16 protein-coding genes are annotated in these 12,563 nt (G+C 39.3%); 3 read left to right on the top strand and 13 right to left on the bottom strand.

Annotation, left to right across the window (positions count from 1 at the left end):
* Window positions 1-23: 23 nt before the first annotated feature.
* The 5 genes from EZ444_RS10200 to EZ444_RS10220 all read right to left on the bottom strand — a co-directional run bounded on the left by EZ444_RS10200 (window position 24) and on the right by EZ444_RS10220 (window position 4,661).
* Window positions 24-902, bottom strand: a complete 879-nt coding sequence (locus EZ444_RS10200; protein WP_131608626.1) for a sugar phosphate isomerase/epimerase family protein — start codon at window positions 900-902, stop codon at window positions 24-26.
* Window positions 903-1,564: 662 nt separating this feature from the next.
* Window positions 1,565-2,221, bottom strand: coding sequence for a DUF4142 domain-containing protein (locus EZ444_RS10205; RefSeq protein ID WP_131608627.1), 657 nt, complete (start codon window positions 2,219-2,221; stop codon window positions 1,565-1,567).
* 61 nt (window positions 2,222-2,282) lie between these two features.
* Window positions 2,283-2,930 carry a hypothetical protein gene (locus EZ444_RS10210; RefSeq protein WP_131608628.1) on the bottom strand — a complete coding sequence of 216 codons (648 nt, stop codon included), beginning with the start codon at window positions 2,928-2,930 and terminating at the stop codon, window positions 2,283-2,285.
* Window positions 2,931-3,103: 173 nt separating this feature from the next.
* On the bottom strand, window positions 3,104-4,048 hold the full coding sequence (locus tag EZ444_RS10215) for a YihY/virulence factor BrkB family protein (RefSeq protein ID WP_131608629.1): 945 nt from the start codon (window positions 4,046-4,048) through the stop codon (window positions 3,104-3,106).
* 88 nt (window positions 4,049-4,136) lie between these two features.
* The gene (locus EZ444_RS10220; RefSeq protein WP_131608630.1) at window positions 4,137-4,661 is read right to left on the bottom strand and encodes an RNA polymerase sigma factor; all 525 of its coding nucleotides are present in this window, start codon (window positions 4,659-4,661) and stop codon (window positions 4,137-4,139) included.
* 196 nt (window positions 4,662-4,857) lie between these two features.
* Here EZ444_RS10220 and pepE point away from each other — a divergent pair, with 196 nt between their 5' ends.
* A complete protein-coding gene (pepE, locus tag EZ444_RS10225) occupies window positions 4,858-5,415 on the top strand; it encodes a dipeptidase PepE (protein ID WP_131608631.1) in 558 nt (185 codons plus the stop codon).
* A gap of 40 nt (window positions 5,416-5,455) precedes the next feature.
* On the opposite strand, the gene EZ444_RS10230 is transcribed toward pepE, so the two are convergent.
* The 4 genes from EZ444_RS10230 to EZ444_RS10245 all read right to left on the bottom strand — a co-directional run bounded on the left by EZ444_RS10230 (window position 5,456) and on the right by EZ444_RS10245 (window position 7,600).
* The gene (locus EZ444_RS10230) at window positions 5,456-5,779 is read right to left on the bottom strand and encodes a helix-turn-helix domain-containing protein (RefSeq protein WP_131608632.1); all 324 of its coding nucleotides are present in this window, start codon (window positions 5,777-5,779) and stop codon (window positions 5,456-5,458) included.
* A gap of 2 nt (window positions 5,780-5,781) precedes the next feature.
* Window positions 5,782-6,348, bottom strand: a complete 567-nt coding sequence (locus EZ444_RS10235) for a hypothetical protein (RefSeq protein WP_131608633.1) — start codon at window positions 6,346-6,348, stop codon at window positions 5,782-5,784.
* A 224-nt stretch (window positions 6,349-6,572) separates the two neighbouring features.
* A complete protein-coding gene (locus EZ444_RS10240) occupies window positions 6,573-7,034 on the bottom strand; it encodes an NUDIX domain-containing protein (RefSeq protein ID WP_131608634.1) in 462 nt (153 codons plus the stop codon).
* A gap of 14 nt (window positions 7,035-7,048) precedes the next feature.
* Window positions 7,049-7,600 (bottom strand): GNAT family N-acetyltransferase, encoded by a 552-nt coding sequence (locus tag EZ444_RS10245; protein ID WP_131608635.1) that lies wholly within the window; start codon window positions 7,598-7,600, stop codon window positions 7,049-7,051.
* 128 nt (window positions 7,601-7,728) lie between these two features.
* On the opposite strand from EZ444_RS10245, the gene EZ444_RS10250 reads away from it, so the two are divergent.
* Window positions 7,729-8,316 carry a DinB family protein gene (locus EZ444_RS10250; RefSeq protein ID WP_131608636.1) on the top strand — a complete coding sequence of 196 codons (588 nt, stop codon included), beginning with the start codon at window positions 7,729-7,731 and terminating at the stop codon, window positions 8,314-8,316.
* A gap of 21 nt (window positions 8,317-8,337) precedes the next feature.
* On the opposite strand, the gene EZ444_RS10255 is transcribed toward EZ444_RS10250, so the two are convergent.
* Both EZ444_RS10255 and EZ444_RS10260 read right to left on the bottom strand, forming a co-directional pair.
* Complete coding sequence (locus tag EZ444_RS10255; RefSeq protein WP_131608637.1) at window positions 8,338-8,712, bottom strand: nuclear transport factor 2 family protein; 375 nt, start codon at window positions 8,710-8,712, stop codon at window positions 8,338-8,340.
* A 160-nt stretch (window positions 8,713-8,872) separates the two neighbouring features.
* Window positions 8,873-9,169 (bottom strand): hypothetical protein, encoded by a 297-nt coding sequence (locus EZ444_RS10260; RefSeq protein ID WP_131608638.1) that lies wholly within the window; start codon window positions 9,167-9,169, stop codon window positions 8,873-8,875.
* A 73-nt stretch (window positions 9,170-9,242) separates the two neighbouring features.
* On the opposite strand from EZ444_RS10260, the gene EZ444_RS10265 reads away from it, so the two are divergent.
* Complete coding sequence (locus tag EZ444_RS10265) at window positions 9,243-10,451, top strand: MFS transporter (RefSeq protein WP_131608639.1); 1,209 nt, start codon at window positions 9,243-9,245, stop codon at window positions 10,449-10,451.
* Between the two features lie 75 nt (window positions 10,452-10,526).
* Here EZ444_RS10265 and EZ444_RS10270 read toward each other — a convergent pair whose 3' ends face one another.
* Entirely contained in the window at window positions 10,527-10,979 is a 453-nt protein-coding gene (locus EZ444_RS10270) for a phage tail protein (protein WP_131608640.1), read from the bottom strand.
* A gap of 44 nt (window positions 10,980-11,023) precedes the next feature.
* Window positions 11,024-12,505 carry a phage tail sheath family protein gene (locus EZ444_RS10275; protein ID WP_131608641.1) on the bottom strand — a complete coding sequence of 494 codons (1,482 nt, stop codon included), beginning with the start codon at window positions 12,503-12,505 and terminating at the stop codon, window positions 11,024-11,026.
* Between the last annotated feature and the right edge of the window lie 58 nt (window positions 12,506-12,563).

Below are 12,563 nucleotides of genomic sequence, written 5' to 3' on the forward strand. Positions count from 1 at the left end.
TCTCAACAGCATACATCAACTGATTATGGCTTCATAAAAGATTCGCGGAAATTGGTTACACTCTGTGCTACATCAGCCCTGTTGTGATCCCAATTATACTCGTACTCTGCTGATATCACCCCTTTAAACCTTTGTTTTTTTAACTCTTTAATGATGGCATCCATATTTGCTACACCTTTACCCCAATGCACATCGTGTGCATTTTCGCTTTTAGCATTCAAATCTTTCATGTGCAGGTGAAGCACATGTCCATTGGCTTTTTGTAAGCTTTCCACAGGATCAAGGCCGGAACGCAGCCAATGACCAATATCCGCACATAAGCCTAAACGGTTGCTTTTACCTTTTATCGCATTCAATACAATATCAGGATTCCAGTAATGCGAAGGATTAGGGTGGTTATGAATAGCTAGATTAATATCGTATTTATCACAAAGATCAGCTAACAATTGTAGGTCTTTCTCATTGGGTTCAGAAGTAATTGTCTCTACTCCCATTGCCTTACTAAACTCAAATATCTTAATCCAATCCGCTTCACTGTCCGCACCAACTACACCGAAGCCAACCATTTTCACATTACGGGCTTTCAGCAAGTTCAATATCTTCACTCTTTTATCCGGATCCATATTATAGTCCATCCTGCCTGGTATATCGCCACCAAGTTCTTGGCCAGGATAAGCTTCAATGTAGCTTAAATTGCAACTATCTGCTTTTGCTACAGCATCAAAAAAAGTATACCGGTTAAAGGTATAAGCCTGTGTGCCCAATTTCCATCCTAATTTTTCTTCAGGATGTTTTGCTTTTGAATGGCCACCGCTATTTATTGTTTTACAAGCACCTATAACTGTCATCAGAAGGGCAAGGCAATAGGCGAAGAAAAGAAATTTGTTTCTGTTTAAATTCATATTATTTGTATTTGTGTATTTATAATGGATTTATGGCTTATAACTGCAAAGTCAAATCCAAAAAGATAGCCGCCAAGGGCAGATATAAAAGAGATACCGATAATGTAATTGCTATTGAAGGTTTCAATTTCGTTTGTCATTTGAAATATTTGGTTTTTAAAGTTGTCTTTTTCTTAACTACGGAACAATGGATTTATCATTACAAAACATGGACTATTTAATCATTTACGACTCACAATAGCAACAGCTCCTCCACCTTTAGCTAAGGTATTGCTATGATAATGGTGGTAATCGTAGATACTTCTGCCTAAAACTCATCAGCAGTAGTGCGTGTAGTCAGATCTATAAAAGTAAAAGTCACTTCAGCGGACTCTTCATCAATCACAAAATCTACAGTTTCCTCAACAGTACGTTCCGAATTCATGTCTGAACAGGTAAAATGATATTCCAGAAACAATTGTCAAATTTCAGCAAAATCCAAACCTTTTTTTATAAGAGATGTTAAACCTAAAAATTCATCTAGTTTAACGTCCAAAAGAAATTATGGAAACCCATACTTTTTGGTTCTTTATCCTGGCGATCGTGGTTGCCTGCATCAGCTGGACAGTGACTAAAGAAGAATAATGGAACTACACCTTTATGCCAGCTGGCAGGAATCATAACTATTTTTTTTCAACCTTAGCAGGACTGGTGCCTAGTACATCATCACCATTATTCGCATTAGTGATATTCAAACGCTTTCCTATTTCCAAAGCCTTCTGATAGTGCTGTTCAATAAGTGGCAGTGTTTTAACGGCAAAAGCCTTCAACTGGGTATCCGCTAATCGTGAACCATCGGTAAACAATTGCAGGGCATTATGGTGATCGTTGATCATCATCTGAAGATATTGCACATCAAATGCCCGATCAGAAAGCGTATTCAATTTAGCCAGGTGACCTGCAAGTGTAGCAGGCAAACGCTGCGCCACCTGAAGCCCTTTTTCTTCGACGATGCGTTTCAGTTCTTCATTAGCTTTACTGTGATCATTCAACAACCGCGTAGCAAATGCTTTAACTGAAGGATCTTTACTTCGATTAACCGCTATACCTGCGGCTTCTACTTCCATCATTCCTCCAGTCGCCGCGCTCAGCGCAAAGACTTTACCATCACCATTTAAGTCCACATCAGCGGTAACAGCTTGTGCCCTGCGCGTGGTGTCACTAATAGTATCCGTGATCTGACTTGCCGCTGCATCACGACCATTTCTGTCCGGGTTGCTACATGCCTGAAGCACAATTAATGCGCAAACAGGCACCAAATTTTTCAAGCATATTTTCATAGGTCTGTATTTTAAATCGTCGAAAATTAACTTCAGTTTAGCATATCATTACCGAACTAATTTAAGCAGATGGATAAGGATGATCATGATTCAGCAAACCTTTAACCAAAGCCTTCCACTGCGGATAAGAGAACCCGACTTTAGCACCCCAGCCCACAAAAGTATTGCGGATATTATCCAGGGTATGCTCCGTATCGGTATTGGGCACCTCGTTCCGTCCGTGCTCTTCAGCATAAATCGTATTGCCAATGCGCTTCACCTGAAAAGTAGAAGTAGCTGCCTTGGTTAAAAAATGGGCGGTATCTTCACTTGCGGTCAAAGGATTTGCAGATGGTCTGGCTGTCATGCTCAATACCTCTGTATCATACAGCACTTCCAGTTTAATTTCTTCAATAGTCACCCAATCGTACCCACCCCCCGTTTGCGTACCGGGGCCGGGAATGTCAATCCGGATGTGGTCCCCACCTGTGGCCTTTCGTTGCACCAAATTCCCATGTTCATCAGTCAGAAAAAAGTCCGACATCGCCCCGCCGGCAATTTCTGTCCATCGGTTTACATCCAAAAGACGATCCTTTACCGTTTTAAAAAAATGAACCGCTTCGCCTTCAGAAGCCAGTTCAATCTTCTCCACTGCATTCATTTCCGATCCGGTTTGCTGAGCAGGTACATGAGCAGCTCCCAGCCCATTGTATTCTTCATCAGTTTCCATTTTTATAATAATTTAGGTGAATATTTAACTTAGCACATTGACCAAAATCGATTTCAGGCCTATTAACCAAATGGATAAAAATGAGTAACATTACTATTAACAGAAAATAGTGAAATATGTTTAGAAAACAACTAAACAGAAGATCATGGAAGAGATACTTGGATTGAACAAAATCAGGACGAAGCATTATCTTGCACAGAGGCATTCCCAGTTTCCACCTCAATTTCTTTAGTAGTCACCGCATATTGAGCCGGACGAATCTCTGAACCATAGGCAACCGCATACGCTTTGGTAAATTCAGCACCCAAATACAGAATAATAGAAGAATAATAAGTCCACAACAACAAAATAACCAATGATCCCGTTGCTCCATAAGTACTCCCCACATCACTCTTACCAATATAAATCGAAATCGCAAATTTCCCCAGCATGAACAAAATTGCAGTAACCACTGCTCCCGACAACACATCCTTCCACTTAATGCGCGCATCTGGCAATACTTTAAAAATTACTCCAAAAATAAGCGTTATGACAACCAGGGTAAGCAATTGATTCAGGATATAAAACAATACAACAGACACATCAGCATACCTGGCCTGAAGACGGCTGCTAAAACCATCCAGCACAGCAGTTATACCCAAAGAAACCAATAATATGAAACCCAAACTAACGATTACAGAAAAAGAAAGGACCCGGTTCTGCAACATTTTTAACCAGCCCCGTTTCGGCTTAGGCTTAAGTCCCCATATGGTATTGATCGATTCCTGAATATCAGCGAAAACCGTTGTAGCGCCAACAAGCAAAGTCACAAGACCGATGATGAAAGCAGACTTATCCTTGTCGCCAATAGCTGCTTTTGAAACAATCTCCTGTAATTGCATGGCAGTCTGCTTACCCATAAAACCTGCCAACTGTCTATAAATCTCTCCCTGTGCGGCTTCCTGTCCCAGAAATATGCCACATAATGAGATAATCACCACCAACAGTGGCGCCATCGAAAACACTGTGTAATAAGCGAGCGAGCCGCTCAGCTTGGTTACTTTATGATCGCTAAATCCTATAAAGGTTTCTTTAATAACCTTCCAGATCCCTTTCCATGTAATCCGTGTGTGTTCCATATCGTTATGATTTTACATCCATTCCGGGCAATTTCGCATATGCAACAGAAAGCAAAAAGCCCGGAATTTCCGGGCATCCAAAAGCAGCTTAATGCATCATTTCGAGCCGCTTATTATACATTTTAAGCTCGTTTTTAAGGAATTGTCGGGCCATATGAATACGCGTTTTAACCGTACCAATCGGAATGTTCAATTCATCAGCAATTTCATGGTACTTATATCCTTCAAAATACCTTAAAAAAGGCCCGGAATATTCAGGCTGTAAGCGAGCCATTGCTTTATTAATATCCTCCATCACAAATTTACCTTCACTATAATTGGTAACGGCACTTTGCTTCAGCTGAACAGAATTCAAATCCTCAGAAGTTTGAATCAACGCATTCTTTCTCCCGTTTCGGCGATAATCATTGATAAAGGTATTTCTCATAATCGTAAACAACCAACCGCGTAAATTAGTCCCCGCTTTGTAGAGATGATGATAACGGATTGCCTTAATCAGCGTATCCTGAACCAAATCATTGGCGTTCTCTACATCTTTAGTAAAATTAAAAGCAAATTTTTCCAGGCAAGACTGATGCGTGCAGATCTGATAATTCAATTTTGAGTTTTCCATAGATAGATGATTTTAAATTGTTTTTGAATAGGTAATCATCTTATTTCAAACCCCATACCAATAGAACAGGAAACCCATACCAAAAAATTACCATATTTTTTTTCATTCACGAAAACTGCTTCTCTGGCATCAAATAACCTAAAATTTCTCTAAACAAAATAAAAAATAGCGATATGACATAAAACTGGCACAATCTATGTCCAGCGACTCCAAGTATAATAGCGTGACCGAAAACATGAACAAACTGAACAGTTCGTGCAATTGTTTTACCAATAAAAAGGTATTGCCAAAGGGACTACACCGTTTTGAAGATCCAGCACATGCATTGAAAAGTCAGCAACTAATGAATGTTTTAAAAGAGGTGGTTGAAAATGGGGTTCCTTATTTAGGTACCAGTGCTGGAAGTAATATAGGAGGCTTAAATATGCAGAACACAAATGACATGCCGATCGTATATCCGCCAAGTTTTAATACACTAGAGCTTATTCCTTTTAATATAAATGCACATTACCTGGATCCTGCCCCCAATTCAAAGCATAATGGGGAGACCAGAGAAACTCGGATTAAAGAGTTTCATGTCTTCAATAAGGTACCTGTATTGGGTTTAAGAGAAGGTAGCTGGATCCGTGTAAAAGGAGACAAAGTTACTACAGAAGGCATGTTTTCTTCCAGAGTATTTCTTCCTGAATTGCCACCTTATGAAATTCAACCTGGAAGTGTTTGCGCATTTGAAACACGTCAAAATCCTCTATAAGGTAGGCTTGATCACTCGATTTGGGAAATAAACTGAGTCTCTAACCTATACTGTGGGTATTTTTTGCAATCGCAATCAAAGTTGTTTCAAGCGCATTTTCTAACTTACTAATTGTCTCTAGCGTCAGATTCTCTTGGCCCTTAAGAATCTTGCTTACTTGTTGAGGCGAAACTTTTAACAACTGTGCAAGCTCCTTTTGACTTATCCCCTTATCACGAATTAAACCATTAACTTTTATCGCGATTGCTTGAGATTTTTTCAACCAATCGCGATTGTCTGCTCTATGCTTCGCCTTTTCCGGCCAACCCGACTTTTCCTCTGAAACTATAGTTTCAAGTTTGTCTATTAAATTTTCTACCACCATTTTTATAATTCTAATAGTTCAAAATCGTCCTCATCCAATATTCCTAGCTCTTTTAGATAGTTTTTGGTTATTTCTAGCTTACGAAGCTCCTTTAATAAATGAGGACGATCATTCATTGTTGGTGTCAATTTTATTGCTCCTCCAGTAATCACATAACAAGTTGCAGATATTCTGATTGCATAAACCCTTAGCCAACTTTTCCTGTTCAATCCAATCGCCTTATTTTTCTGAAGTGGAGTTAACTTATAATCCTCGTTGCTTAAAGGCTTAAAATAACCCTGTAAACTATCCCCTTTTTTAATCCGGCCTGCGGCGTACACAAGTCTCTCCTCGAGATCTTCAGCTTCATCCAAGGTTAGCTGAACCACCTCATCGATAGACATATTGCCAATCTCCTCAGTGTAGAAGCCACTTTGCAAATCTTTTATATGCTCCTGAAAAAAATCATATAAATATTCAACATCATTCCACTGATCAAAAACCCTTGCAAATTCATCATCTTCACAATCATCAAACCTTACAGCGTATAACGTTTCTTTACAGACTGTAAATATAGAAATAATTTTCATCTATCAACTTATAGGTTTACTTTTTTTACGCTTAATTGAACTTTTGGCTAGTAATAATCAGGCCTGAATTCCCATTGAATTTCACTCAGGACAATCAATTTGGTTATTTTGTTAAAGCTTAGGATTTCATTCCAATAAAAAAAATATCCTCAGATACAATACACTCAAGCCTCAGCCCTTTTCTATACAAAAAAGGTTGGCGGCATTTTGGTTTTGCTCCTAAGTTAGGGCTTAATCACATTTTCTAAGTCACCTAAAAAGGATTGCTGGCGCTCATTTATATAAATCCCAGCCTCAGCCAAAGAAAACCATCTAGCCTGATCCACCTCTGGAAAATCAGTCATTTTTCCCGATTTAGGCGGCCATTCAATTGAAAAAGTATTAGAAGCAATCTGAGAAGCATCCAGATCACCAAGAACCGCCCAGCAATGCACAACTTTTCCACCCTTTTGCACCACAGATTTCAAAGCTTTAAATTCCCCTTCAGCCAAATAACCAGTCTCCTCCTTAAACTCCCTTAAAGCTGTATCAAAAGCCTGCTCATTAGCCATCACCTCCCCCTTAGGCACCGTCCACCAACCCTTATCCTTATTTCGGAAAAACGGACCTCCAGGGTGAACCAGTAACACCTCAAGTTTCTTTTCCGTAAACCGATACAACAATAAACCTGCGCTTTGTGTAGCCATAAATTACTTCTCTTCTAACCTTCCACTCGATTTTTTAATGTATAGGTAACCATATCAGTTACATTAGTATGCTTGTTATTATAAGATTTATCCTCTAATTGAAAACCAAGCGCTTCCAACAGGCCGACAGAACGGTCATTGACACCTGACGGAAATGCAGTAATCAACTTTGCGTTTAATCCATCGAATGTATATTCAATAACCTTTTTCAAAGCCTCTTTCATCAGCCCCCTTCCCCTAAATTCAGGAAGCATTTCATAACCGATCTCCACAATTTCATTTTGAACATCAAAATTCCAGCAACAAATAGTACCAATCAAACTATTTTCCTCTTTCAAGGCAATCACCCAGTACAAGCTTTCCTTCCTTTCAACCAGGTTCTCTATTTTTGCAATAAACTCCCGGCTTTGTGATAAATTAGTGGGGGTTTCCCGCCCAACCATAATGTTTACAGCCTCGTCGCAGCGCAATCGATGGATAGATTCAAGATCCTGAGCACAAATACCTCTCAGTAGCGCCCGCTGAGTAGTCAATTTAGGAAATTCGGAAAAATTTAATGTCAACATAATCGGTTTTCTGTTTTATAATATACAAAAATAAGCATAACATCTAAATCCATTCATCGTTATGACTAGGCTATGCCGATACCCTTTATGAAGCAGGCGACAACGACAGCAGGTACGCAGCAAATCGTATGTCACATTTCAAACCAATCAAAGGAAAACCCTTTGTAGCACCCATCACCGAAAAAGAGCCACCAAAAAAGGCAGCCCTTCAAATAAATTTTTCATACATTCATCTTGTGAAGTCAGATTTACTATACGCGCAATACACATTGGTTCAGCAGTCCAGAGCTGTTGTTTTTCAGTTCCTGGAAGAAAACGTTATGGATGATATGGCTAAGCCACTTACAATCTTTAGCGACAAAACCATCTCCTATATGTATGTCCATATCGCCAATACTTATATAGCCTGGGTAGGAAATTTTGCTTTGAACGGCTCTTATCCCTATTACGATCAGGAAAAGCCCCTAAATATATCCCAAATCAAAAACCTGTTTACTGGGGTTGATGAAATCATGGGCCGTTTTATCGCGCATTTCACCACAGATCCAACTCAGCCGGTTAAAGGTTATAAATGGACGGAAAAATACATTGAAACTGATGCCTACAGTATTTTTACACATGTCATTACCCATGAATTTCACCATAAAGGCCAGGCCATGACCATGTCCCGATTGCTCGGACATCTTCCACCAGACACAGATGTGATGCGCTTCTAATGTAATCAGCAATAACTCCGATCAAATAGCCCTTCCGCTTCCGCCTACTACTTTAATCCCATCACCGAATTTTTTCCAAAACCTGATATAGCGAAAGCCAGCTTGAAACGGTACGCCATTAAACTTTCCACACAATTTTATGATCAATGTGATCACCGCCATATCACCGATAATATTTAGTTTTTCAACTTCTGGTAGAAGTTCGTCAACCTTTAATGCTCCATCGCGATAGGTATCCAGATCCTGCTCCTTAGTTATTGTTTCCCCGCTTGGGAGAATGAACAACAGATCATCATGCAGCAACTCATCAAGCGCGATGATATTGCCATCTTTGATTGCGCTGTAAAGCTTATTTTCCTGCTCAAGGATGCCGTTTTCTGTTAGTATATTATCCATTTTTAGCTGTTTATACCACTATGAATCTCCATAGCTGGGCAAATTTATATTACTGTTGAATTATATATACAGGTATTCTAAGTTAAAAACAAATGTTTGTTCAATTTTTACATCATGGCTAGTCATAGCAATGATGCTGCCGTTATAGAAGCAGTAGAAATCAATCAGCGAAAGCCATTAATCCGCTACCATGCGCTTTAGCGATATCAAGCAATTGCAATAATGGCCCTACATCACTATCGTTAAGCATATGCTCCTGTATATTGTTTCTGATTTGCTGGATCAAAACCTTATCCCACCGAAAATCCGAATGGTAATCAAACCTTTCGGGAATGATCCTTTTTGCTTTTAGTCTTTCAAAAGTCTCAAAATCTATACTACCAATAATGTTTATCCCAGTTTCTTCAGGATATCCCGGAGCATTCTCATCATCATCCAACAAATAGAAATCTAGCATCCAATATTTAAATATGGTACCAAATTTAAAATATCTCTTCCAATTTCCTCTATCTTTGCCGGACTAACTTATTATGTCGCTATTTAAGGATATTTCTAACACCTATAAACAATCTTTTACTGGATTAAGCCGCGAAACCTGGATACTGAGTATTGTAATGCTCATAAACCGAAGCGGATACATGGCAGTCCCCTTCATGGGACTTTTTGTTACACAGTCATTGCATAGACCGGCTTCGGATGCAGGGCTTATCATTACACTTTTCGGACTGGGTTCCATTCTGGGCTCTGCCGCCGGTGGCAAGCTCACTGATGTGGTCGGTTTCCGTCCAGTACAGGTTGTCGCAGCTATAGTTAGTGGCATATTCTTTCTGGTCTTCGCTAATGTCACACATTTTCATACCCTTTGTGTACTTGCTGTTGTAATCAGCTTTTTCTCTGAAGCCTTCCGCCCTGCAAACTTTGCTGCCATTGCTGCTTATGCGAAGCCGGGTTTAGAAACAAGATCCTATTCATTAAACCGCCTTGCTACGAACATCGGATGGGCTGTAGGTGTAAGTATGGGTGGTTTAATTGCTTCTTACGACTACAAAATGTTGTTCTTTGTAGATGGGATAGTAAGCATTATTGCCGGACTCTGTATTCTATGGTTTCTTCCAAAAATCAAGGGTTATCGAAAAGCCATTAAAGAAAAAACCAAAGATCTGGTAGTGAGAAAACCATGGCAAGACCCAGTATTCATCAAATTTATATTACTAAGTACAGTTTTTATCATTTGTGCATTCCTGGTATTTAGAGTGGTCCCTGTGTTTTTTAAGGAAGTATGGAAAATTGATGAGTTTATGATTGGTTTAATCCTGGGGTTAAACGGAATTATCATTGCGTTGTTCGAAATGGTGATGATTCATAAAATCGAGAAAAAACGGTCACCCATATACTTCATCATTGTAGGTGTTTTCTTTATTGCGGCTTGTTTCCTTGTGTTATTATTGCCTTTCAGCCATCCTGTAGTATTAGGCTCCTTGTGTATTGTTTTATTTACCATTGGAGAAATGTTCGCTTTACCTTTCATCAATACGTTTGTGATGAACCGCTCTAATGAGTTTAACCGCGGACTGTATGCTGCAGGATATATGTTGTGCTGGTCTGTAGCTCAAGTTGTTGGCCCTACAGCAGGATTTTTTATCGCAGAAAATTATGGTTATAATATACTTTGGGTGGTTATCAGTGGTATGCTGCTTTGCTGCTCCTACTTATATTATCTAATGAGGAATGAGCAATAGATTACAATATCCATGTACTGTCTGCTATTTTGGAGCATGTGGCACCTGCTCTGGGGTGGCGATGATCATGTAGTTCTAAGGTAATGTTAAGCCCTCGTGTGCTAACTCAATGCTTTCTAAAGCCACTTCGTTCGCATCCAATTTCATGTCTGTTACCGTAAGTTTTACCGCAAAAGCATTTAAGAGTCTCCAGCTCATCGCTACATTTCCTCCTTCGTCTAACAAACTGATAAGAATACTTGCCCGCTTATAGGTATTCATATTAAGTGCCTTAAATTTCTCCCACATTGCTTTATCATCCTTAAACATTCCCTTTTTTAGGGTAACATTATTATACTTTAACACACCCGGCATCTTTACCGTTGAGTTGGTTTTGCTGCTACCGCCTCGATATTCGATTACATTAGCTTCTGCGGTTAATCCTGTTACTTCTTGGAACACGAATTCCGCATCATTCCATTTTACCTGAAAAGCAAACTTAACTGATGGAAAGGTTGCTGCTGATTGTGTTGATCCATCATCTGTCATGATTGTATATTTTTATTTTTGATAAAATACTATTTGTTAATTTATTATGATTGTTGTAACTGTTGCTGGAAAGTGATGATGATAAACTCAGCCGGTCTTACTACGGCCAACTTTACGCTGATCAGCATCTTTCCATCCAGAATATCGGTTGGTGTCATCGTTGCCCCAAGGCCAATCTGAACATCAAAAGCTTGCTCGGGTACAGCACCAGCCAAAGCTCCCTGTTTCCAAAGATTAGTTAAGAAGTTTGCGACCATTGCTTTAACCGTAATCCATGTGTTTGCATCATTAGGCTCAAACACATAAGCCTTTGTAGCTAATTTAATTGATTGCTCAATCATAATCAAGGTCCTTCTCACATTGATATATTTCCAGTCAGCACTATTTCCATCCAAGGTCCTGCCGCCCCATACCAAAGTTCCAAGACCTTGAAACGGACGAATGACATTTACCGATTTCCCTGTTTCCGGATGTACGTTAAAATCTTCCTGATCCTGACTTGAAATACTAACTACCGGACTGTCTACAAGGTTCAAAGAATAATTGGCTGGCGATTTCCACACTCCCCTTGTATTGTCAACCATTGTATAAAGTCCTGCTATTGCTGCGCTAGGAGGCAATTGATTTACGAAATTTCTAGCTTGATTTAATATGGCTCTGTAATTAGCACTCGATGATTTAAGCTCAAGATGATGATTTTTGTTTAGGTTATGAATCTGATCCAATAAACCAGCTTTATCCAACTCAGCAAACTTGGTCTTGTAGTTTTCATATATTTTTTGTGGCAGACCATCTTCGAGATAATCATGATATGAATCCGGAAGATTTTCAAATGTAAGCTCATCAATTTCAACTACACTTGTATTCAGCCATGGATAATATGCTGCGCCATAGTTAAGGAAACTATTTCCGATTTTACTTCTAAACTCATCAACTACAGATGAAGGTTTCAGGCTGTCATCATGGTTCTTAAGATCGAATATGGCAAAGCGGCTCTGCATTCCGTCGCAATGAGCAAGAACATCGGTATAGATTGCATAAGCAGCTTCCTTTAACTTTATAACATCAGGCATTACAACTAATGTAGGTTCCGGAGTATTTTTCAATATTTCCAATGGACCATCTGCCTTATTAAAATCTGAAGCCTTAACCTCAAGTCCGTTTTCTTTATCGCCATATACATCTACAGCTAAAATAACGCAGGGACCTCCCCCATTTGCATAGAAGAGTCGAATGCTATTAAAGAAATACAATTCATTATCCTCTTCATACGAAACCTTAAATGTATCCGGACTGCTCTCATCTGCTTCAATCTTGAAGCTTGGAGAAAAAGCTCCACCGAAGTTCTCTACATACTCGGCAAATGAATTGATTCTTGTCGGAACCCCAATCAGAGATTTCCCATTACTTTCCGCCTTAAAAGTATAGCCAACAAATGCGGGAATTGCAGTTTCTACTGCTATAGCGGAATTTGGGAAAGCTGGTAGTTCTTCAATGTAAACTCCGGGTGATTTGTGCGTTGCCATAAGGTTGTAATGAATTTAGATATGTAACATTATGAAATTCTTTTCAGCAAACCAAAAT

This window comes from Pedobacter hiemivivus, from assembly GCF_004331685.1.
GTDB lineage: Bacteria > Bacteroidota > Bacteroidia > Sphingobacteriales > Sphingobacteriaceae > Pedobacter > Pedobacter hiemivivus.